Origin of the sequence: Halobacillus seohaensis (assembly GCF_042663045.1) — a bacterium.
In the GTDB taxonomy this organism is placed as follows: Bacteria; Bacillota; Bacilli; order Bacillales; family Halobacillaceae; genus Halobacillus_A; species Halobacillus_A seohaensis.
This window is the reverse complement of sequence record NZ_JBHSZV010000028.1, coordinates 12909-34957: the sequence shown is the minus strand read 5'-3', so window position 1 is coordinate 34957 and position 22049 is coordinate 12909. Positions and strand designations below refer to the sequence as shown.

Here is a 22049-nt window from a genome sequence, read left to right as displayed (position 1 = left end):
ATGGTAAAAGACGCAGGATCCCTGCGTCTTTTAATCATATCATGATTTTTACTGAGCCGTAATATTCTCTTTTTCCTTCATTTCTTTTTCAAGTTGAGCGACTTTTCCATCGAATGTATTACGATAGTAAGAACTATTCACTTTATACTCTAAATCTTCAATATAGCGGTCCATCTCGGCAAATCTTGAGTATGGCTTGTCCGCTGAATCTTCTATCACTTGATTCATACGATGATGAGCACGTGCTATGTTTTCTCTCCCCATTAATTCCATACGTTTAAGATACATGTCCTTAAGTTTGTGCTTCATTTGTTCATATTTTTGCTCCAATGTTTCTAACTGTTCAATAGCCTCTAAACGAGAATCTTTCAAGCGATCTGCTCGTGCTTCGTATTCTTGCTGCTCTTTCAAAGCAAATTCATACATCGTTTCTTCCCCAGCCTTTTGTGCCACTTCAGCCTGGTGCTTACGCTTGTCCGCCATGTCTTGAGACTTTTGATACTCACGAGCAAATTCGTCTTTTAAACGGTACTGACGTTCAACAAGCTTGCGAACCTTTTCTGTTTCTTTCTCACTTTCACGTAAATACTGATTAAGCATGGTAATTGGATTTTTTTGTTCCTTTTGATCTAAAACTTCATGGAAATCTGCTGTAATTGAATCTTTCAACCTTGTAAATAAGTTAGTCATACAAGAACCTCTCCTTTATTATTTGTTTAATTCTGCCCATTGCTTTTCAAAATTCGTAAACGGGTCGCTTGAACGAGCTTGACTTATTTGATCCGCATCGTCATGAGTTGTCCAGTTTTTATAAATGAGATAAATCGCATAAGCTGCAGCTAGTCCTATGACTGCATAAATGTTTGAAACTGCAACACTTAATATGATCAGGCCAAGGATGACCCAAGCCACTTTACCTACTGTAGAATCACTTTTGATGAATTTTTTAAACACTACATAAAGTAGCCACACGCTAACTCCTAACAAGATCATTGGACCTAAGTTAGCCAGAAGGACACCAAGTGCCACAAGCGCTGCTACAAAAAGTAAAAACTTCTTCATTTCTTTTTCCCTCCTTATTAATTCCTTGATTCCATCATATCGATAATACAGATTTATCGTAATGAGCCTGAGATATATTTTAGAATAGGTCTTGCGGCGTAGAACGGAAATTGTGCGGTACCAGGTACCACACAATTTCCCGTATAAAAAAGGCCTGAAATCGTAGGTTGATTTCAGGCCTTTGCTATTACTTGATGATTTTTAACTCTGTAGAGGTTTTAGTTAACGTTTCATAACCGTCTTTAGTTATGAGTACATCATCTTCTAGACGAACTCCACCTAATGCAGGATCATAAATACCAGGCTCTATCGTATATGCCATCCCCTCTTTAAGAATTCCATTATTCAGATGACTCATGGAAGGAAACTCATGAACATTGATCCCTAGTCCGTGGCCGATCCTGTGAGGAAATAATTCACCGTATCCCGCTTCGGTTATCACATCTCTTGCTGTTTGATCAAGGTCACCAATTCTAGTTCCCGGTTTGCTAATGGCTAACGAAGCTTGTAATGCTTCTCGAACCTTTTCATAGATCGCACGTTGCTCATCAGAAACCTCTCCATATGCAAAAGTACGGGTAATGTCAGAAGTGTATCCTTTCCATACAACTCCTAAATCAAAAAGAACAAAGTCACCTTTTTTGAGCGGGCGATCTCCAGGGTTACCGTGGGGCTGGCCGGATTTCTCACCAAATAGCACCATAGTTGAGAAGGACATTTCAGCGACACCTTTTTTCTTCAACTGGTATTCGATAGTCGCGAGCACCTCCATCTCAGTTATCCCTTCACGCAAGGCTTCCACACCTACTTGAACACCATAATCAGCCAATTGAGCTGCCTCACGCATAATGCTTATTTCTCGGTCATCTTTAACTACACGCATATCATTCAATTCATCTTCTACATCCTCAATAGCTACCTCTTCAAACAGACTTAGTAAAGACTCACTCCGTCCATAAGACAACACTTGCTTCTCAAAACCAACTGACTTCACATTGGATATACCCTTTTCTTCCATCTTTCCGGCCATCATTGCCCAGGGATCTTCATGGTCTGCATAACCGATCACCTCATGAGTCCAGCCTGCATCACGAATTTGACCTGTTTCCATTCCTGGCAAAACAGCAATTGGATCAGCTTTTGGAAACACAAGAAGACCAAGTAGCCGCTCATGTGGGTCTGTATGAAATCCGGTTAAATAAAAAACGTTTTCCGGAGAATTCAAGAAAGCTACATCAATGTTTTGTTTATTTAAATATGTGGAAAATGCTTGTAATCGTTGTTCCATGTAAAATCGCTCCTTTAAAATTCTATTCCTTACTTATCATATATTAAAAAACCTTTCCTTCCAAATAAGGGTGAATTGATGAACCTTTTCTGACATTTCTTCACAATCATTTCTTTTAAGTGAAGCGTTTTGTATAATAACGGGAGATAAACAAATTATGGAGGTTTTTCCATGGATCGTACAAGATTTTTCGTTAGAGTCTCAGCAATTTTCGCCTTAATCGGTGCCTTTATGGGTTCTCATATGGCTGGCGGAGGCGGCTATCAGCTAAGCGCTATCCATGCACACATTTTAGTGGTTGGTTGGCTGTCATTGTTTGCTTTCGCTATTTTTTATAAAGTATTCTCGATTCCAAAACACTCAAAATTAGCTACTTTCCACGTATGGAGCTCCTTTATAGGTGTTTTCGGACTAACTTCAGGTATGTGGCTATATTACACCCAACCTGTTGCTGGCATGGAGACCTTCAATACCATCTTCTTTATAGTTGGCGGAACAGTATTGTTATTTGCGTTCATCTGCTTCGCTATAATGGTTTTCGTACATGGCGCGCTTATTTCAGAAGATTAAATGCCTCAATAAAGAGCGTGATAACCTTCAAAAGTTTATCACGCTCTTTTATTAAGGTTTGTATCGTATGAGCCGATCATCTTTACTATCAGGATTACCGCGTCCATCTGTATTATTCGTAATAAAATAAATGGATTCATCTATTGTCTCAACATCACGAACCCTGCCGTATTGGTCTGTAACAACTTGCGGATTCTCTCCTAGTTGATCTAGAGTACGTATTGATTGTCCAGTTAAAGTAGCTACGTAAAGATGATCATCATAAACTAGTAAACCAGAAGGAGCCCACGTATCATTCCCGGTTTGAAAAAGAGGTTCCTGCATCCCTTCACTAGATTCTTCTCCAACGATAATAGGCCAGCCATAGTTTTGATCTGGTTCAATTTTATTAATTTCATCATGATTCGAAGGTCCATGTTCAGAAGCAAACAGTTCACCTTGCTCACTCCACCCTAAACCTTGTGGATTTCTGTGACCATAACTATACACATATGAATTTTGGTTAGGATTATCTTCCGGTATATCTCCATTAAAGTCCAATCGTAGAATCTTCCCCGCCAAGCTTTCCTTATTCTGTGCCAGAGATTCGTTTTGGGCATCACCAGTCGTAATATATATGAGTTTATCAGGTCCAATCTCAACTCTCCCCCCATTGTGATAATTATTACCGGGGATTTTTTCAAGTAGAGCTTCTATTTCCAACCATTGACCATCTTTATACTCCAATTTTATTAACCGGTTATAGACCTCACCTTCTTCTTCATACGTGTGATAACCAAAAGCATGTTGATTTGTTGCAAAACCCGGGTGGAGTTTTAAACCAAGGAGACCTCCCTCTCCTATTTGGGTAATATTTTTTTCCGTTTCTACCGGCTCTCTTTCTAAATCCTCACCTTCTTCTATCCGCGCAATCGTCCCTTCGCGCTCACTTATAAAAATAGTATCTCCACTGTTTTCAATATCCCAAGGCGACTCAAGGCTTGTAGTTAACTCAGTAAATTCTTCCTGTGAATCACTTTCATTTCCCTCTTCTTCAGGTTGCAGGTTCGGGCCCCCTTCTTCTGTCTCCTGACAGGCCACAACTAGTAAAATCAATATCCAGACAAGATTTTTCATATATGCCGTTCACCCACTTTCTTTATGTACTTGTATTGTAGCAAGCTTCAGCACCTAATAAAAAAGTTGACCCTCGGCGGGGATCAACTTTAATCAACCAGCTTGTCTAAGTGGTGTTTTGTGCTAAGTAGTTCAGTTTCGGTGGAGAACCATACGAAATAGCACTGTAATAAGCAGACCAAATTTCATGGTTACGGGGTAATAACACGTGAATTATTATACAAAATTGCAACCCAAATAACATAATGACAATAGATGTGGTCAACGTGCTAATTACTATGTTAATTGGTATGCTATTTGCTATGTTGATTTTTATAGACCAAGTGGAAATTGTAGATTCTATGAAGGATTGTTGAAGATTCGATTCCGAAATGATTGTGTGGAGAAAGGGGCGGCAGGGAAGGAATCGCCCCTTTCCGTATATTTCCATCGGAATCGTACTATTCTATCGTTCCTGTTAAAGCATGAGATATCTGATATAACGCCAATTGAAGGCTGATACAGACTAGGGAATATGGCCATCACACAAGATCTATTGAGCCATGTTAAAAATCGGGTGTGGTAGCGTGTTTATATGAAGTGTACCTATTAAAGGACCTTTAAAAAGCCTCTGCGGAAATAATTTCAGGCCATAAACGGCAGCGAGGGGCTTACCTGGTGTGTATGCCTATCATCACCACCTCTTCTTGTGAAGACCGTTTCTGGATTTATAACACAGGATCTATTAATGGCAGAAGTGGATCAATTTCATGGCACAAGTAGATCATTTCAAATAACAATATTCACACAGCACCCCCGATTTTCACAAAAAAGGTTCCGTTCCACTCTTCATAGTCATGGGGTATGGGAAACGGCGAGACTCCCGCGGGAAGCGAGTGGTTTGGTTTCCCATCTCCCATTCTTCGATGAAAAGCAACGGAACCGCCATTCTTTTATTAAACAATCCGGGGATTTAGTTTAACAAGAAAATATACTGTTCTTTTTGGTGCTAAACATTGTGTGTTTAAGTATGTTATTTCACCTGTTATTTTAGATTTTCTCCACGATATCGTAACTACTTAGTTTTGTGCAGTATTCCTTTTTATTTTCCAACATTTATTTACATATTTCCCGGGAAATTACTATCGGATGATACGGAAGGATCTCCATTCTTCTGGCAATAATTTTGTATACTTATTTGAAAGAAAACGATCGTCAATAAGCTGAATAATACCGTGATCCTCTTCAGAACGAATCAATCTTCCCCCAGCTTGCATTACTTTATTCATACCTGGATACACATAAGCATAATCATATCCATTTTCCCCACGTTTAGTGAAGTAGGTGTTTATTAATTCTTTTTCAAAACTACGCGGAGCTATTCCTATACCAACAACAGCAACACCATTTAACCTATCCCCCCTTAAATCAACCCCTTCTGAAAAAATACCTCCAAGAACCGCAAAGCCAACTAACTGTCCTCCAGAAACGAATTGGGCTAAGAAGTCATCTCGCCTCTCCTCTGTCATCCCATGTTCTTGTGCAACTGATTCAATATCACCATACTTCTTAAAATGATGGTAAACCATATTCATATATTGGTAGGATGGAAAGAAGCACAGGTGGTTACCGTGTTGTTTCTTCACTTGGTTATATAAAAGTTCTGCAAGTCTTTCGGCTGTCTGCTCTCTGTTTTTAAACCGAGTAGAGAGAGGAGAAATCATTACTTCGATTTGTTCAGGCTGAAAAGGGGAAGGCAGTCGCAATATATAATCATCATCTTGCCCTCCTAACATATCCTTATAATAAGCAAACGGGGATAGTGTGGCAGAAAAATACACACTAGATCGAAATGGCCGTGTGACTCTTTCCAAAATATGAGAAGGATCTAAACAAAATAATTTCAAAGACTTATTCCCCTGTGAGTTTGTGACGATAAACTCATAATGATCGTCCACTAAAGCTAGAATTTTTAAAAAGTTCTGAGTGGAAAAATAACAATCCAAAAGGGCTTCCCCTTTTTCTCCATCGTTCTGTTCCTTTAATTCAAATTCAGCTCGGTAGACGAAGCGTTCTAGATTTTCTTCTAGGTCCCCAGGAATAGCTTCTATTGTACTTTCATGTTCATTATGACTAATACTTTCTAGGTCCTTTCGCACAGCTTTAGCTGTTTGAGCGAGCTTTTCATTTGTCTCCTTCCATTGATCTTCCATTTCCCAGTATGAATTTTGAAAGATCGTTGCTGAATACATACTCCTCGCTCGTTCTACAAGATTGTGCGCCTCATCAACTAGCAAGGTTGTTTTCTTTTTGTGTTCCGGAAGTAATCGTTTAAGAGATACTCTCGGATCAAAAATATAATTATAATCACAAATAACAATATCAACCACGTCAGACAAGTCTAATGAAAATTCAAATGGACAAACTTTATGCTTTCTTGCATAAGTTTCTACAACAGACCTCGTCATTTGTGTTTCATTTCTTAATATATCGACAATAGCCCCATTAATACGATCATAGTAGCCAGCAGCAAACTCACAGTGTTCAGGCTGACAGATCGTTTCTTCTTTAAAACAAATTTTATCTTTTGCTGTTATGGTGACTGATCTAAGATTTAAGCCACTCTCCTCCATCAATTGCAAACCTTCCTCTGCTGTCATCCTTGTGACTGTTTTTGCAGTTAAATAAAAAATTCTTTCTTGTTCTCCTAGTTGCATGGATTTTATGGCTGGGAATAGAGTAGAAATCGTTTTGCCAATTCCCGTAGGTGCTTGCGCAAATAAATTCCTCTTCTCTTGCGAAGTTCGATAAACTGCACCAGCTAGTTTACGTTGACCTTTTCGATAACCAGGAAACGGGAAGGAGAATTCTGGAATTGATTTTTCTTTCTGTTCTCGTATGTGTAATAATATTCTCGCATATGACATATACTCTTCGACCGTATCTTGCATAAATAACTCAAGATCCGCTTTAGCAAATACATGCATGAAGCGCTTCTTTTCTTTTGTTTGTTTTTGCACATAGGTAAGTTGTACACGTATCTCTTCTAAATCTTCCTTGTCTGCATATATATAAGCATATCCTTTAGCCTGCGCCCAATAAATCGGATAACTCTCCTCTGAAATTTCCTCAAGCAAGCGGGAGGTGGATTTAATCTCATCTATTACAGGCCCATCTGAGAATTGTAAAAGTCCATCGCATCGACCATGGATATTCAGGGAGACCTCATCGATCAGATACTGATATTGTAAATCTACTTCTTTCTGATCGGAGTCTTTATATTCTTTTTGAACAGCTTGATGAATTAATGTTCCTTCCACCATAGAACTGTGGCTGCGAAAACGATCATCAATACTGCCGCCTCTATACACATACTCCATCAATTCTCTAACAGAAACACTCATATGTTCAGGCATAATGTTGCCCCCTCATATATATTCCTTTTAATTTACCGACAACTCTAAATTTAGAATTTCGAATGTCTATTTTATAGTCATACATGCTATAATAAACGTTAAAAGGTATTTGATCTAATTCATAAAATTATCTATAGACTAATGATAACTCATAAAACAACAGGTGTGATCATATTGAAATATTTTAAATGGTTGGCGCTCATGATCTTTGCATTATCTCTCCTAGCAATTATTATGGTCACCGTCATCAATGACCCGATCGACAAACAAAGTGAAACCACTTCTGAAAATACGAATGAACAATCCGAACAAGAGTATAGCAATGAAGAAGATCCCATAGATACAGAGGAAGAGGAAGAAGAAGAAAGCGAAGAAGCAGTAAGTGAAGGTATACGTGAAGTTTTCTCAAGTGTCCTTGATAATGCGCGAAATCTCTTTATCCGTGATGACTTAGAGGTTGTAGCAATAGGTGACTCCCTTACCCAAGGTGTAGGTGATAGCACAGAAAATGGTGGCTATATAGGTGTTTTGGAAGATACAGTTAATGAAAACGATGCAACAGCAAACTTTACAATTGATAATTTTGGAAAACGCGGAAATAGAACTGATCAACTACTCACTCGGATGGATTCTGAGGAAATCTCCTCTTCGTTAGAAGAAGCTGATGTAGTCCTTATAACGATTGGTGCCAATAATGTCATACAAGTAGTGGAAAATAATTTTACAAGTCTAAGTTATAACGATTTTTCCCCTGCTCGAGAAGAATACCAAGCCCAGCTTGAAAAAATAATATCAAAAGTTGAGGAATCCAACTCAAATGCTTCCATCTATCTAATTGGTTTATACAATCCTTTCAATCAATACTTTGAAAACATTCCAGCTCTCGCACAAATTATGTCTGAATGGAATGATGTCAGTGAACGAGTAATTGACGATCATGAAAACGCATCGTTTATCCCGATCTATGATGTTTTTGAAGGACGTGAAAAAGAACTGTTATGGGATCGTGATCACTTCCACCCCAATGAAGAAGGATATAAACAAATGGCTGAGCGCGTGTTAGAATATATTAGAGAAGAAATAGAGCAATAATACAGGTGGAATGCTTTATGTTAAAACAAATGTTTTTGAAAAATAGATGGAGATCATCCTTTTTTATATTAGCGGTCATTAATCTAGTTATTGTAGTTTGGCTTCTTTCGCTTATTTTTTTACCTAGTTCTTATACACTTGTTAACGTCGATAGGGAAAAGAAAGACACAGAAGCTGAATTTACAGTTGTCTCAACAAAGAAGAACCTTGAACAACTGGCTAATGAATATTTAAGTGAAATTTCATCAACACAAACTGTGTTTGACTATTCCGTTTCTTTGGACCGTAACGTCACCTTAGCTGGAAATATTCGAGCATTTGAACAAACAATCCCTATCAAAGTAGAATTAAATCCAGTGGTCCAAGACAATGGAGACTTAGTACTGGAACAGGAAAGAATTTCATTAGGACAACTCCCTCTCCCCAATAAAAAGGTTATGGAGTTTGTAGCAGATAATTATAACTTCCCTGAATGGGTTACGGTTAGCCCAAATGAACAGAATATTTATGTAGCGGTAACTCAAATGGATACCAAAAGCAACTTTGATATAAAAGTCGATCGATTTAATTTAAATTCTGATCAACTAGCTTTTAAGATCTCCTTCCCTGAAAGATCGTTTAGTTTCGCAGAAGCTTTAGCAGAAAGTGAACTTCAAGACCAAGACGCAACCAAGTAAAATGTGGTTGCGTCTATTTCAAACATACGATTTCAGATTTAGCAAGAGCCTATGATAAAATAGTGTAAAGAATACAGAAAAGGGAAGTGACTTCATGCGCGTCGTAAACAACATCGCCGAATTGATTGGAGATACCCCGATTGTAAAATTAAACCAATTATCTCCTGAAAATGGGGCTGATATTTATCTAAAACTAGAAAGCTTCAATCCGAGCGGTAGCGTGAAGGATCGAGCAGCTTACAATATGATCGTTCAAGCTGAAAAAGACGGTTACTTAAAAGAAGGCTCTACTATCATTGAACCTACAAGTGGAAACACTGGTATTGGAATCGCTATGAATGCCGCTGCTCGTGGGTATAAGGCCATACTAGTTATGCCAGATACAATGACTCAAGAACGGATTAATTTATTAAAAGCTTATGGCTCTGAAATTGTACTGACTCCAGGAGATGAGAAAATGCCCGGAGCAATCGCCAAAGCTAAAGAACTCGTGAAGGAAATTAAAGGTTCTTATATGCCTATGCAATTTGAGAATGTTGCGAACCCTGATGCTCACCGACATACAACAGCATCAGAAATTATTGAAGCTATGGAGGAACTTGGAAAACCCCTCTCCGCTTTTGTTTCTACTGCAGGTACAGGAGGAACCGTAACAGGTACAGGGGAAGAACTTAAGAAGCATTTCAAAGAGGCTACTGTCCACGTTGCAGAACCATCAGGCTCACCCGTCCTTTCTGGTGGGAAGCCTGGAAAACACAAACTAGTTGGGACAAGCCCAGGGTTTATCCCTTCCATTCTAAATCAAGACATTTACGATGAGATTTACCAAGTTACTGATGAAGATGCTTACGACATTACTCGTCGGCTAGCCCGCGAAGAAGGTTTACTATTAGGAACCTCTGGTGGTGCAGCTTGTTGGGCAGCTATGAAAGTCGCTGAACAAAAAAAACCAGGGGAAATTGTTGTAGTAATAGCCCCTGACACTGGAGAACGTTACCTATCAGGTGACTTATTTCGACAATAATTATTGTGAAAACTTGTTTCCTTTAAAGTAATCTGTTGAGCATTAAAAATGTATTTGGAAATGGAGCATGAATTGGCAAAGCCATTTGATGCTCCATTTTATTTTTGGACTAGACTTCTTATTTATTCAGAAGGCTATCTTTTTGCTGATTTACGGTCGAATGCACGTTAACGCTAATAATAATCTTTCATATATTCCATTTTCACTCTTAGTGACGGTTCCGTTCATTTCAATAATGGTAAAGAGAATCGTTCCCCTTATCCCCTTTCTTGGTTACTAACAACGGAACCACTTACCTTTAATAAGAAACGTGTTTTGTCTTTTAAAGTCTATATAAATCCCTAAATCTCAGGTGCCAACCTAAATGATAAGAAAGGACACGGCAACCCATTATTAGTATAAACAAAGCATAGGTTTGAACGCCACTATCTATTTGAATCACACCAACACCTACTAACAGACCCGAAGCTAATGCCCACACCGCATAAATTTCCTGATGAAGCACCATAGGACGCCTTTGTGCTAACACATCCCTCGTAACGCCTCCACCTACTCCCGTTAAAATGGCAGAAAAGATTACTCCTCCAAGGGGGAATCCATTACCAATTGCAAACACAGCCCCTTGCAAAGCGAATGCCGATAAACCTACCGCATCTAAATAAATATTCCATCGATCCCAAAACATCACCCAATTCTTTGGAAATATATATACAATACTTATTGTTATAAGAGCAACATAGAAAAGATAGCCCTGTTCCCACACGTGAACCACAGGTACGTCTAAAGCTATGTTTCGAATAATCCCCCCAGCGAATGCAGTGGCTATTCCTAAAATAAAGGTACCAAAAATATCATACCTCTCGCTTAGTGCTACAATCGCTCCACTAAAAGCAAAGGCACTCACAGCAATGACATTTAATAGCTCATAGGGCATAGGCATCTCTCTTCCTCCTTTTACAACGAGTTGTTTAAAACTTAGCAGCCTGAACTATCATAGCAGAAAATCTATTTCTTGATTAGTCCATATTTTTTTATCCTCTTCAATCTATTGCTGAATCTGCCTGCAAACCCTGTCCTTAAAGTATTTTAAGAGGGAATTATAAATTTTGCAAAAGGGAAAATAATAATACGCACATCACTTGTTGCAATCTGCCACAAGGATACTGTGTGGACGAATGCGAATAAGTATACTGAATACTATAGATATATTAAGGTGATGACAGATGAGAGACTGGCTTATTCAAATTAGAAAAGAAAAGAAATTCACACAACAGCAAGTCGCAGATGGCGCACATATCGATCGTGCTTACTATGCTCAAATTGAAAGTTGTACTAGAAACCCTAGTATGACTGTAGCTTCGCAAATCGCAGGCTTCCTCCATGTGAGCACATCTTTATTTTTCTCAGAGCACATAAGTGAACCATTCGTAACTGCTCTAACTAATTCTCCTATAATTGTTGCTCATTGTGATTTAGATTTGAAATATACTTGGATATTTAACTCGCATCCTGATTTCAATATAGAAAATGTAATCGGAAAAAGGGATGATCAACTGGATATCAATGAAGGAACCACTCAGCTTATGAACCTAAAGCGAGCAGTAATCGATTCTAAATCTTCTGTGCGTAGAGAAATCTCCTTCCCCTTATCAGACGGACTTATCAACTATGATGTATTTGGTCAGCCGATTTTAAACGATTCTAAACAAATAATCGGTGTAGCCACTGTAGCTACTGAACTTTCAACTTAAGTAAAGGAGCTTTTCCAATGAAGTTAGAACACCTCTCTCTTCGTACCCTTATGATAACCTATCGAAGAGCAGTAGAATTAAACTTAGACCAGGAATTCATTCAGTGGATACATGCAGAAATTAAAAGAAGAGAAAAGTATAAGCAAGGTGCAAAAGCGAATTTATAGATAATTCGCTTTTTCCTTTTTATAGGGTAAAATTGACAAACAAATTACAAGCATGTAAAATTACCTCGAATCCGAGATTGTTTTTTTATAATCTACGAGGAGGAATAAGATATGCAAATTAAAGGAATCCACCACGTATCTGCCATTACAGCTAACGCTAAACAAAATTATGATTTTTATACGAATATATTAGGTATGAGATTAGTTAAGAAAACAGTCAATCAGGATGATACTTCCATGTACCATTTATTTTATGCTGATGCAAAAGGTAATCCAGGAACAGACTTAACTTTCTTTGAAATTCCAAGAGCTGGTACAACTTATAAAGGTACACACAGTATTTCAACTACATCCTTACGTGTGAAAAATGATAAAGCGTTACAATTTTGGCAAGAACGACTCACACAATTTGAAATTGATCAAGATCCGATCGAAGAACACTTAAATAGAAAAGTATTAGGTTTCCGGGATCCAGAAGGTCAACGATTAAGGCTTGTTTCAGATGAAAATAATTACGGTGTACCTGCAGGGGATCCATTTAAAGGGAATTCTATTCCATCTGAAAATGGAATTACTGGTCTTGGCCCCATCCACTTAACGGTGGCAAATGCTGTTCCAACAAAACAAGTCCTCACCGAAATATTAGGCTTCAGAGAAGTTGGTACTATTGATAATCAGATCGTACTTGAAGCTGGAGAAGGCGGGAACGGTGCAGAAGTGCATATTGAAGAACGCACAGATTTATCAAGAGAAAAACCCGGAAGAGGCAGTGTCCATCATGTTGCATTTCGAGTTGAAGATGAGGAAGAATTAGAAAAGTGGAGAACGGTTATTCAAAAAGCTGGTTTCCCAAATTCTGGACTTGTTGACCGTTTTTATTTTAAATCTCTCTACTTTAGAGAGCCTAACCACATTTTATTTGAGCTAGCTACAGATGGTCCTGGTTTTGCAACGGATGAAGATATGGATCACTTAGGCGAGCGGTTAGCCTTACCACCATTTTTAGAAAGTCAACGCGAAAGCATAGAAGCAAGTTTGACTCCTCTAGATACAAGCCAATCAAAATAAAAATAAGCCTATGGTGAGAAAGTTATCCACCATAGGCTTATTTAATTCTCTTATTTGTCTAATCGATCTTTCAACCAGTTAATCAAGCCTCCTTTTTCCATCATTTCAATCTGTCTATCGGAAAGAGCATGTTCAACTTTTATCTTCTCACCTTTCCCCTTCACTTCAGCTTCAAATTGATTCCCTTTATGAATTTTGTCTCGTAAACCTTTGAAAGTAAGTACATCACCTTGTTCAAGCTTTTCATAATCTGAATCGTTAACAAAGGTGAAGGGTAAAACCCCAAAGTTCACTAGGTTTTGCCAATGAATTCGGGCAAAATCTTTTACAATTGCTACCCTTAATCCCATATATCTTGGAGCCAGAGCGGCGTGTTCACGACTTGATCCTTGTCCGTAGTTCGTTCCGCCAACAATGACATGGCCTCCATCCTCTTTTTGATTCATAGCTCGATCATAATAAGTGTCATCTACAATCTCAAAGGTGAATTTACTAATCTCAGGTAAGTTACTTCGATAAGGTAAAACCCTAGCTCCACCAGCTAAGATTTCATCTGTTGAAATATCATCACCTACTTTTAATAAAATAGGGAGTTCCATATCATTCGGTAGTTCATCCATTTTAGGAATAGATGCAATGTTAGGACCTTTTACAAGTTCTACTTTTGAAGCTTCTTCTTCAGGTAACGGGCGGTCCAATAAATTCGTATCAATCGTAGGCTGATCCAATTCCTGCACTTTAGGATAGGCAAATCCAGCGTTTCTTGGGTCCGTAATTTTCCCTGTTAAAGCTGACACAGCTGCCGTTTCCGGACTACAGAGATAGACACTATCTTCTTTCGTTCCTGAACGACCAGGAAAGTTTCTAGGTGTAGTTCTTAGACTATTCCGACCAGAAGCCGGCGCCTGTCCCATTCCGATACATCCGTTACAACCTGCCTGGTGGAGACGAGCCCCCCCTTGTAGGAAATTAGCAATATGACCTTCTTTAGAAAGGTCAATTAACATTTGTCGAGATGTTGGGTTCAAATCAAGCGATAGCCCATCGGCAATATGACGGCCCTCAACAATTTTTGAGGCAATAGCAAAGTCTCGATAACCTGGATTTGCTGAAGATCCAATATAAGATTGATATATAGGCTCCCCTTCTACTTCTTTAATCGGAACAACATTTCCCGGACTAGAAGGTTTCGCAACCATTGGTTCTATTTCAGATAAATTTATTTCTTCATGCCGATCATACGTCGCATCTTGATCAGCTTTTAGTTCAATCCATTCATCTTCACGATCTTGCAGTTTCATGTATCTCTTCGTTTCTTCATCTGATGGGAAGACGGTTGCTGTAGCTCCTAGTTCAGCCCCCATATTTGCTATTACATGACGATCCATCGCTGTTAAATTCTTTAATCCCGGACCGTAATATTCAAACACATGGTTCACTCCGCCTTTAACTCCATGACGACGAAGCATTTCAAAAATTGCATCTTTAGCACTTACCCAGTCCGGAAACTCGCCGGTAACTTTAACACCCCATACTTTGGGCATTTTCACAAAGAAAGGCTCACCGGCTATGGCCATAGCAACATCAATTCCACCAGCTCCCATTGCCAACATTCCCATACAACCATTTGCGCAAGTATGGCTATCTGAACCTAGTAACGTTTGTCCAGGCTTAGCCAACCTTTGCATATGAATAGGGTGACTGACCCCATTGCCTGGTCTACTAAAATATAGTCCAAATCTTTTAGCTGCACTCTCCAAAAATAAATGGTCATCTGGATTTTTACTATCTTCCTGAATAAGATTATGGTCTACATATTGAGCTGAAGCTTCGGTTTTAGCTCTTTTGATTCCCATTGCCTCTAATTCAAGCATGACCATCGTACCAGTAGCATCTTGAGTTAATGTTTGGTCAATTTTCAATCCAATTTCAGCTCCAGGTGTTAATTCCCCCTTCACCAAGTGGTCGTTGATTAACTTTTGTGTAACATTATATCCCACGTCTACTCCTCCTTCTTCTAAATACTCTGACACAAAAAGAATATCCTATATCATTTATACCCTTATAAAGGTCAGTTTACTCATATTTAAGGAATCTGTTTTTTAAAAAAACTCCTATTGTTAAAGTGAAGTTTTAGAAAGCGAAATCTATTAATTATTTATAAACCTGTGAAAGTTGATTCTTTTTAACCCCTCTTAAGCTATGAAAAAAGACCGACTTGGGAAACCCTTGAAGATAGTTGAAAAAAACACATCGAACGTGTATTCTGAATATAGATTTGAAAGAAAGAAATTTCTAACAAATCGATAGTTGATCAACTAGGTGTGTGGAGAATGGAATATGGTAAAGCGCTTCGATTTCATCGAGTTAAACAAGGATTAACTCAAAACCAGCTCGCAGACGGCATCATTTCGGCAGCTTACCTCTCTAAGATCGAAAACGATCAGACTGTTCCTGCAGTTGAGGTTCTCGAATTGCTTTACGAACGGCTTGGCTTAGATTTTAACGAGTCTACATTGAGCCATCCTTCTAAGGAAAAACTGAAGGAATGGTATGAAGCCATCGTATTCAAGCGACATGAAGATGCCCGAGAGTTAAGAGATGAGCTTGTTCAACAAAAAAATACTTTGGAAAATCATCAAATGTATATTTTCTTTGAATTATTTCGCATTCGCTACTTGCTTCTTGAAAGTGAGGTAGAGAAGGCTTATGAAACTTGGGAAAATTTACGACATCACAAAGATTCTTTTGATGAAAAAATGGAGTTCTATTACCATTTAATTACGGGACTCATTAAATACTATAAAGGTGACTTTAATGATTCTTATCAAGAGTTGATGGAAGCCAAAAACTACAGCTCTTCTATAGTGATTGAAAGCTGGGAGACTAGTGACCTATTTTATCTGCTTGCTTTGAGTACTAGTCAAGCCAACCATATCTCAGCATCTATATTTTATGCTGATCAAGCTTTAGAAATGTATCAGTCGCATTATGATTTATCAAAAAGTGCGGATTGTCACATTGTACGTGGGATTAACTATAGCAGGTTGAAGAACTATGCTAAATCCTTGGAAAACTTTCATTTAGCAAGAAAAATTGCTCTTCAAACAAATAACCGTAATCAATTGAATCTAGTGTATATCAACATCGGTACTTTAGAATCGCGTTTAATGAATCACAAAACAGCCATTGAGAGTTATATAACTAGTTTGAAGTACAATGATCTTGACTCAACTTTTAAACAAGATTTTTTATTAAACACTTTGCATAGCCTAGTTCTAGAACATTACAGATTAGGTGATAATAAAGGATGTTTAGAATGGATTCATAAGGGAGCACAAGAATTAACAAAATATCCATCACTTACTTATGAAATTCACTTCTCTTTTTATAAAAAAATTATAAACGATGACCCTTCTTTAAGTGAGTTTTTAGAAAACAAAGTTATACCTCACTTTCAGGAGAAAAAAGATCATATTTACATCATTCGCTACTCTATGTTTCTAGCTGATTTATTAGAGAAACAGCGAATGTATAAAAAGTCTTCATCTTATCTAAGGTTAGCAATTCAATTGTTAAATAAACATTCTCAATTAGGAGGGATACTCTTATGAAGAAAATTTTAGCTGTATTAGTTTTATCTACGTTACTTGCTTCAGCAGCTGCACCGATAGTTTATGATAGTGCTGAAGATGCTTGGCCACAGCCCTTAGTAGTTCAAGTTTAATGATTTATTAGTGTTTTTTAATAAACACCTCCCCTAATCCTATACCTATAAATTTATTAGCCTTTGCTCCCAAGTAGCAAAGGTCTTTTTTTGTCATTAAAAAGTTTAAAAAGCCTTGTTCAGAAAAACTTCTGAACAAGGCTTTTTTAGGAACTATGCAACAGATCCACCGTATTCCTTCCAGGCACTAAATCCTCCTGTTAAATTTAATACATCTTTATAGCCATTCGCTTGCAGGACGCTTGTTGCTATTGCTGACCGTACGCCAGATTGGCAGTGAACTATAGGTGTTTTCCCTTGTGGAATTTCATTTAACCGGTCAGGCAGTGTCCCAATCATAATGTGAAGTGCATCATCCATGTGCTGCTCATCCCATTCTGATTGAGTACGTACATCCACAATGACATAGTCTTTATGATTTTTAAACTTCTGATCGAGCTGTTCAGCGGTTATATTTTCATACGTTTCTAATGATTCTTTTTTATCAATTTCGTAACGGTTTATATATCCAACAAGGCGGTCTAAGCCAATTGACTGTAGTGTTTGCTGAATGTTGTGCACTTCAGATTCATCACTAATTAAAACAATGTCTTGATCATAATCAATGAGCCAGCCTGCCCAATTAGCAAATGATTTATTAAAAGGTATATTCAACGTTTTCTCTAAGTGGCCGCTTGCAAATTCTTCTTTAGCTCGTGTATCAATAATTACATTTTCTTGGCCTGTAAACTCCTGAATGTCCTCCACTCTAAGTTCAGGGACAGCCTGATCCCCATCTAACAAAGCCGGCCCTATCTTATTTAATTTCTTCATCATAGCAAAATATTTAGGTGGTTCAGGTTGACCATCAAGTAATTCTTCAGTAAATTGTTTTTCGTCCTCACTCGTAAGTGCCCAATTATTTATTTTTTCATAACCAACGGTGGAAGAAGGTACAGCTCCTAACGATTTACCACAGGCACTCCCCGCACCATGTCCAGGCCAAAGTTGAACATAATCAGGAAGTTCCTTAATGCGTTGAATGGAGTGAAACATTTGCTCCGCTCCTTCGTTAGCACTCCCGGATGCACCTGCAGCTTTTTCGAGCAGGTCTGGACGACCGACATCCCCAACGAATACAAAGTCGCCAGTGAATATCCCCATAGGCACATGAGAGCCGCCACCTTCATCTGTTAATAAGAATGATAAACTCTCTGGGGTATGCCCTGGAGTGTGTAAAACATCTAATTTAACGTTACCCACATAGAATTGATCACCATCTGTTAACCATTCATGCTCGTATTCTTTGGCAAATCCATATTTCCAATCGTTGTCCCCTTCATCTGAAAGGAAAAGCTTTCCTCCTGTTTCTTTTGCAAGCTCTCGTGATCCAGATAAAAAGTCCGCATGGATATGCGTTTCAGCAATACTCGTTACATTAAATCCTTCTTTTTCAGTTGTTTCTAGATAAGGACTGATATCCCGAGCAGGATCAATAACAAGAGCCTCCCCTGTCTTTTGACAACCTATCATATACGACATTTGAGCTAAGTTTTCATCAAAAAATGATTTAAAAAACATTACCGATCCCTCCGTAATATATATTCTTTCTACACAGCATTATATACCCTTAGGGGTAATTTGTAAAATCTTTGTCTATCTCTAAGATTGCAGTGATTCTTATAAGGCAAATCGGCAATTGAACAGTATCACCATAGAATCTCTACAATTTATTATCTCCAGCAAATCTAATTTAATAAAAAGCGGCAACTTCGACAAAAAAATCGTACCCCTTGGGATACGATTTAGTGGTTGAAATATTCACGTAATGATTCAATAGGACGATTGTTAATCAGATTGTACATTAGTTCGGCATTGCTTATATAATTAATTTCTGCAGCATCAATTTCTTCATACTTTAACCCTTCTGTTGAGTCTTCAACTAATAATTTCACTTGATCCATCATGTCAAGTATCTGGCTGTTAGCTGTTTCCGTATATACAAAAGAATCAGTGGCATCCAACAATTGTTTAATAATATCATCTTCTACTTTGATAAGTTGCAGCAACTGTTTCAGAGAACCTTTTATGACATTTTCAATATTATCAAATTGTTGTTTTCTAAGGCCAAACAACGTTAAATTAATACCCGTTGCATTATTTATAATGATCAGGCATTTTCTTCTATTTATTGTGATTAGATTTGCATGCCACTTATTAATATCTGGTATTTCGTTATATTTTTCGGGGTCTTCTAATTCCTTATTCAACTCTTTACTAAGTTTTTCTGTTGCACCAATGACAAACATACAAATCCACCTTTTATTTTTTTATTATCCCCTAGTGTAACAGTTTTGTCGAAATCCCCCCACTCATAACCATTAATAGCTATTGTGCAGTTGTTTGTTCACTTCATACATATTCTTTCTCAGCAAGCCTATGTCATTCCTCTTTGATCTAAAATGTACAACAACTGTATTTTAAAATACCGATGATTTTTTGAACGGGTTGGTTTTTTGAGTACAAAATATTAAATAATATACTAATTTCAACTAGACGATCCATAGACGCTTCGCTGTTCCGTGATCCCAAACTCCACAAGGCAAATCCAACAATCGGAGTCGTAACTTCAACAAGCTATATAAAAAATTGCTCAGAGCATTAAAGCTCTGAGCAATTTTTATAGGTATTTGTTACACCTCACTATTTGGTTCTTCTGGCAAAATCCACAAATTGAAATTTATCGGGTCTATGTCTAGACTCTGTAAATTGGAAAAGGGTTGCATCTGCGAGGTACACGTAACTACGAATCACTACAACCTGAGAATGGTCTCTTAAATCAAGATAACTTCTATCTTCTTCCGTCACTGATTCCACTACAATTTCCTTTTTAGCAAAACTAATGTCTAATCCTAAATCGTTCTCAATGTAATCATAAATAGATCGTTCAGCTATCGATTTTGTTATGTCAGGGACAATATCTTCCCGGATAAAATCTTTATCTAAAATTATTCGCTCCCCATTTATTTCCCTTGAACGAGAGATCTTCCAAATCTTTACGTCTTTAGAGCAATTTAGCTTCGACCTTAATTGGTTATTAGCCGTTTCAGTAAACACCTCATGAACAACGGTTTTAAAATCCTGACCTAATTGATCTGATATTTCTTTAAAACTTGTGAGGCCTGAGACAGGAAACTCAAATTTATTATGGTCTAAGACAACAGACCCCTTCCCTCTAACCTTTTGAATATAACCATTCTGCGATAAAAGGTTCAAGGCTTTACGAATAGTTTCTCTAGAGGTGGAAAATTGTTGGGAGAGCTCATGTTCAGAGGGTAAAGTATCCCCTGACACAAACTCTCCTTGCTGGATCATTTGAACTAGATCATTATATATAACAAGATATTTGTTTTTCATGCTTTCATCACCGCTACTATCCTATCACTTTGAGTGAAAATGGTAAACGACGGACTCGTAAGGACGTAATGTAAATTCACGAAAATTGGTCATAGATTGTTCATAATTACTAATCAAAACTTCTGGCTCACCTTGAATATCAGCATGTTTAGGAAGTTCAAACGTCGTTTCTTCTCCATAAAAGTTATTGACAACTAGCAGTATTTCTCCATCCCACTGTCTGGTATATGCAAATACCCGCTCATCGTTTTGATCGATCCACTTGTAATCTCCGTGAGTAATGATGTCATGTGATTTTCTTAACTCAATAAGCCGTTGATAATGGGAGAAAATAGAGTTCTCTTGTTTCATTACCTTTTCAGCGTTAACTTTGTAATAATTGTCGGCTACAGGTATCCACGGGGTTCCGTCTGTGAAGCCTGCCTGCGATTCTCCATTCCACTGTACGGGCGTTCTAGAATTATCTCTTGATTTTTGCTTCAAAATCTCCATGATTTCCGTTTCATTCATACCTTTTTCTTTCATGATCTCGTAGGCATTTAGCGATTCGATGTCACGGTACTGATCCATTGACTCAAATTTAGGATTGGTCATTCCAAACTCTTCCCCTTGATAAATATAAGGGGTTCCTTGCATCATATGAATGGTTGTTGCGAGCATTTTCCCTGACTTTTCTGGATAGCGTTCATCATCCCCAAACCTTGATAGAACTCGAGGTTGATCGTGGTTACACCAGAAAAGCGCATTCCAACCTTTCCCTTTATGCATATTTTCCTGCCATGTCGAAAGGATTTGTTTTAATTGCTGGAAATCGAACGGTGCTTTTGTCCATTTTTCTCCATTTGGATAATCAACTTTCAAATGGTGAAAATTAAATGTCATGCTTAGTTCTTTGCGCTCAGGTGCCGTATAACGAATGCAGTGATCAATGGTTGTAGAGGACATTTCTCCAACAGTCATCAAGTCATAAGGTTCAAATACTTCACGATTCATTTCCTTCATATATTCATGAACTTTCGGGCCATCCGTGTAAAATTTTCGCCCGTCTCCAGGAGCAACAGTTCCGTCGTCGTTAGGAAAACTTTTATCTTTAGAAATTAGGTTAATAACATCTAGTCGAAAACCATCTACACCTTTTTCTCCCCAGAAACGCATCATTTCGTAAATTTTTCCGCGTACCTCTTCGTTTTCCCAATTGAGATCAGCTTGTGTGACATCGAATAAATGTAAGTAATATTGACCAGTTGTCTCATCATACTTCCAGGCATTCCCGCCAAACTTAGACTGCCAATTGGATGGAGGCCCTCCACTAATAGGTTCTTTCCAAATATAGTAATCTCGGTAAGGATTATCTTTTGACTTTTTTGACTCTTGAAACCATTCGTGCTCGGTTGAGGTATGATTGACGACGATATCCATAATTAGCTTCATACCACGTTTGTGTGTTTCATCAAGTAGACGTTCAAAGTCTTGCATCGTGCCGTATTCATCATGAATACCATAATAATCACTAATGTCATATCCATTATCATTTTGAGGGGATTTATACATCGGAGTCAGCCAAAGAACGTCGACCCCGAGTGTATTTAAATAGTCTAGTTTTTCAATAATCCCTTGGATATCGCCTACACCATTTCCTGATGTATCATTAAAGCTTTTAGGATAAATCTGATAGACGACTGCCTTTTTCCACCAAGGTTGTTCGGTCATATTAAG

General features: G+C 38.0%; 19 protein-coding genes. 8 read left to right on the top strand and 11 right to left on the bottom strand.

Translation table 11 applies throughout. From position 1 onward, the window contains the following. Window positions 1-48 precede the first annotated feature (48 nt). From ACFQIC_RS11675 to ACFQIC_RS11665, 3 genes are all read right to left on the bottom strand, one after another. Window positions 49-690 (bottom strand): PspA/IM30 family protein, encoded by a 642-nt coding sequence (locus ACFQIC_RS11675; protein WP_204710331.1) that lies wholly within the window; start codon window positions 688-690, stop codon window positions 49-51. An 18-nt stretch (window positions 691-708) separates the two neighbouring features. Then, window positions 709-1062 (bottom strand): lmo0954 family membrane protein, encoded by a 354-nt coding sequence (locus ACFQIC_RS11670; protein ID WP_204710329.1) that lies wholly within the window; start codon window positions 1060-1062, stop codon window positions 709-711. A 187-nt stretch (window positions 1063-1249) separates the two neighbouring features. Beyond that, complete coding sequence (locus tag ACFQIC_RS11665; RefSeq protein WP_204710328.1) at window positions 1250-2350, bottom strand: M24 family metallopeptidase; 1101 nt, start codon at window positions 2348-2350, stop codon at window positions 1250-1252. A gap of 171 nt (window positions 2351-2521) precedes the next feature. On the opposite strand from ACFQIC_RS11665, the gene ACFQIC_RS11660 reads away from it, so the two are divergent. Further along, window positions 2522-2920, top strand: a complete 399-nt coding sequence (locus ACFQIC_RS11660) for a hypothetical protein (RefSeq protein ID WP_204710327.1) — start codon at window positions 2522-2524, stop codon at window positions 2918-2920. 51 nt (window positions 2921-2971) lie between these two features. Here ACFQIC_RS11660 and ACFQIC_RS11655 read toward each other — a convergent pair whose 3' ends face one another. Both ACFQIC_RS11655 and ACFQIC_RS11650 read right to left on the bottom strand, forming a co-directional pair. Further along, entirely contained in the window at window positions 2972-4036 is a 1065-nt protein-coding gene (locus ACFQIC_RS11655; protein ID WP_204710326.1) for a PQQ-dependent sugar dehydrogenase, read from the bottom strand. A 1121-nt stretch (window positions 4037-5157) separates the two neighbouring features. Next, window positions 5158-7431 carry a helicase C-terminal domain-containing protein gene (locus tag ACFQIC_RS11650; protein ID WP_204710325.1) on the bottom strand — a complete coding sequence of 758 codons (2274 nt, stop codon included), beginning with the start codon at window positions 7429-7431 and terminating at the stop codon, window positions 5158-5160. A gap of 174 nt (window positions 7432-7605) precedes the next feature. Here ACFQIC_RS11650 and ACFQIC_RS11645 point away from each other — a divergent pair, with 174 nt between their 5' ends. From ACFQIC_RS11645 to cysK, 3 genes are all read left to right on the top strand, one after another. Beyond that, window positions 7606-8523 (top strand): SGNH/GDSL hydrolase family protein, encoded by a 918-nt coding sequence (locus tag ACFQIC_RS11645; protein ID WP_204710324.1) that lies wholly within the window; start codon window positions 7606-7608, stop codon window positions 8521-8523. 17 nt (window positions 8524-8540) lie between these two features. Then, window positions 8541-9200, top strand: a complete 660-nt coding sequence (locus tag ACFQIC_RS11640) for a YpmS family protein (RefSeq protein WP_204710322.1) — start codon at window positions 8541-8543, stop codon at window positions 9198-9200. 94 nt (window positions 9201-9294) lie between these two features. Then, a complete protein-coding gene (gene cysK, locus ACFQIC_RS11635) occupies window positions 9295-10224 on the top strand; it encodes a cysteine synthase A (protein WP_204710320.1) in 930 nt (309 codons plus the stop codon). Window positions 10225-10546: 322 nt separating this feature from the next. Here the strand turns inward: cysK and ACFQIC_RS11630 are convergent, their stop codons facing one another. Beyond that, window positions 10547-11158 carry a trimeric intracellular cation channel family protein gene (locus tag ACFQIC_RS11630; RefSeq protein ID WP_204710372.1) on the bottom strand — a complete coding sequence of 204 codons (612 nt, stop codon included), beginning with the start codon at window positions 11156-11158 and terminating at the stop codon, window positions 10547-10549. Between the two features lie 289 nt (window positions 11159-11447). Here ACFQIC_RS11630 and ACFQIC_RS11625 point away from each other — a divergent pair, with 289 nt between their 5' ends. The 3 genes from ACFQIC_RS11625 to ACFQIC_RS11615 all read left to right on the top strand — a co-directional run bounded on the left by ACFQIC_RS11625 (window position 11448) and on the right by ACFQIC_RS11615 (window position 13210). After that, on the top strand, window positions 11448-11975 hold the full coding sequence (locus ACFQIC_RS11625) for a helix-turn-helix domain-containing protein (protein WP_204710318.1): 528 nt from the start codon (window positions 11448-11450) through the stop codon (window positions 11973-11975). A 17-nt stretch (window positions 11976-11992) separates the two neighbouring features. Further along, a complete protein-coding gene (gene sda, locus ACFQIC_RS11620; protein ID WP_204710316.1) occupies window positions 11993-12142 on the top strand; it encodes a sporulation histidine kinase inhibitor Sda in 150 nt (49 codons plus the stop codon). Window positions 12143-12253: 111 nt separating this feature from the next. Continuing rightward, window positions 12254-13210 carry a ring-cleaving dioxygenase gene (locus tag ACFQIC_RS11615; protein ID WP_204710315.1) on the top strand — a complete coding sequence of 319 codons (957 nt, stop codon included), beginning with the start codon at window positions 12254-12256 and terminating at the stop codon, window positions 13208-13210. A 50-nt stretch (window positions 13211-13260) separates the two neighbouring features. Here ACFQIC_RS11615 and ACFQIC_RS11610 read toward each other — a convergent pair whose 3' ends face one another. Further along, window positions 13261-15210, bottom strand: coding sequence for an aconitate hydratase (locus tag ACFQIC_RS11610; protein ID WP_204710370.1), 1950 nt, complete (start codon window positions 15208-15210; stop codon window positions 13261-13263). A 333-nt stretch (window positions 15211-15543) separates the two neighbouring features. Here ACFQIC_RS11610 and ACFQIC_RS11605 point away from each other — a divergent pair, with 333 nt between their 5' ends. Next, on the top strand, window positions 15544-16824 hold the full coding sequence (locus ACFQIC_RS11605) for a helix-turn-helix domain-containing protein (RefSeq protein ID WP_204710313.1): 1281 nt from the start codon (window positions 15544-15546) through the stop codon (window positions 16822-16824). Window positions 16825-17090: 266 nt separating this feature from the next. Here the strand turns inward: ACFQIC_RS11605 and ACFQIC_RS11600 are convergent, their stop codons facing one another. The 4 genes from ACFQIC_RS11600 to treC form a co-directional block, all read right to left on the bottom strand. Further along, complete coding sequence (locus tag ACFQIC_RS11600; protein ID WP_204710311.1) at window positions 17091-18497, bottom strand: MBL fold metallo-hydrolase; 1407 nt, start codon at window positions 18495-18497, stop codon at window positions 17091-17093. Window positions 18498-18721: 224 nt separating this feature from the next. Further along, window positions 18722-19225, bottom strand: coding sequence for a DUF6933 domain-containing protein (locus ACFQIC_RS11595; protein WP_204710309.1), 504 nt, complete (start codon window positions 19223-19225; stop codon window positions 18722-18724). 394 nt (window positions 19226-19619) lie between these two features. After that, window positions 19620-20333, bottom strand: a complete 714-nt coding sequence (gene treR, locus ACFQIC_RS11590; protein ID WP_204710308.1) for a trehalose operon repressor — start codon at window positions 20331-20333, stop codon at window positions 19620-19622. Between the two features lie 24 nt (window positions 20334-20357). Continuing rightward, a complete protein-coding gene (gene treC / locus ACFQIC_RS11585) occupies window positions 20358-22043 on the bottom strand; it encodes an alpha,alpha-phosphotrehalase (protein WP_204710307.1) in 1686 nt (561 codons plus the stop codon). Window positions 22044-22049: the final 6 nt, after the last annotated feature.

Coding starts and splice junctions, on each gene's coding strand:
- treR (WP_204710308.1), bottom strand. CDS start 20,333: ATGAAAAACAAATATCTTGTTATATATAATGATCTAGTTCAAATGATC.
- ACFQIC_RS11640 (WP_204710322.1), top strand. CDS start 8,541: ATGTTAAAACAAATGTTTTTGAAAAATAGATGGAGATCATCCTTTTTT.
- ACFQIC_RS11625 (WP_204710318.1), top strand. CDS start 11,448: ATGAGAGACTGGCTTATTCAAATTAGAAAAGAAAAGAAATTCACACAA.
- ACFQIC_RS11655 (WP_204710326.1), bottom strand. CDS start 4,036: ATGAAAAATCTTGTCTGGATATTGATTTTACTAGTTGTGGCCTGTCAG.
- ACFQIC_RS11615 (WP_204710315.1), top strand. CDS start 12,254: ATGCAAATTAAAGGAATCCACCACGTATCTGCCATTACAGCTAACGCT.
- ACFQIC_RS11630 (WP_204710372.1), bottom strand. CDS start 11,158: ATGCCCTATGAGCTATTAAATGTCATTGCTGTGAGTGCCTTTGCTTTT.
- ACFQIC_RS11650 (WP_204710325.1), bottom strand. CDS start 7,431: ATGCCTGAACATATGAGTGTTTCTGTTAGAGAATTGATGGAGTATGTG.
- ACFQIC_RS11675 (WP_204710331.1), bottom strand. CDS start 690: ATGACTAACTTATTTACAAGGTTGAAAGATTCAATTACAGCAGATTTC.
- ACFQIC_RS11595 (WP_204710309.1), bottom strand. CDS start 19,225: ATGTTTGTCATTGGTGCAACAGAAAAACTTAGTAAAGAGTTGAATAAG.
- ACFQIC_RS11600 (WP_204710311.1), bottom strand. CDS start 18,497: ATGTTTTTTAAATCATTTTTTGATGAAAACTTAGCTCAAATGTCGTAT.
- ACFQIC_RS11660 (WP_204710327.1), top strand. CDS start 2,522: ATGGATCGTACAAGATTTTTCGTTAGAGTCTCAGCAATTTTCGCCTTA.
- ACFQIC_RS11605 (WP_204710313.1), top strand. CDS start 15,544: ATGGAATATGGTAAAGCGCTTCGATTTCATCGAGTTAAACAAGGATTA.
- treC (WP_204710307.1), bottom strand. CDS start 22,043: ATGACCGAACAACCTTGGTGGAAAAAGGCAGTCGTCTATCAGATTTAT.
- ACFQIC_RS11670 (WP_204710329.1), bottom strand. CDS start 1,062: ATGAAGAAGTTTTTACTTTTTGTAGCAGCGCTTGTGGCACTTGGTGTC.
- sda (WP_204710316.1), top strand. CDS start 11,993: ATGAAGTTAGAACACCTCTCTCTTCGTACCCTTATGATAACCTATCGA.
- ACFQIC_RS11665 (WP_204710328.1), bottom strand. CDS start 2,350: ATGGAACAACGATTACAAGCATTTTCCACATATTTAAATAAACAAAAC.
- cysK (WP_204710320.1), top strand. CDS start 9,295: ATGCGCGTCGTAAACAACATCGCCGAATTGATTGGAGATACCCCGATT.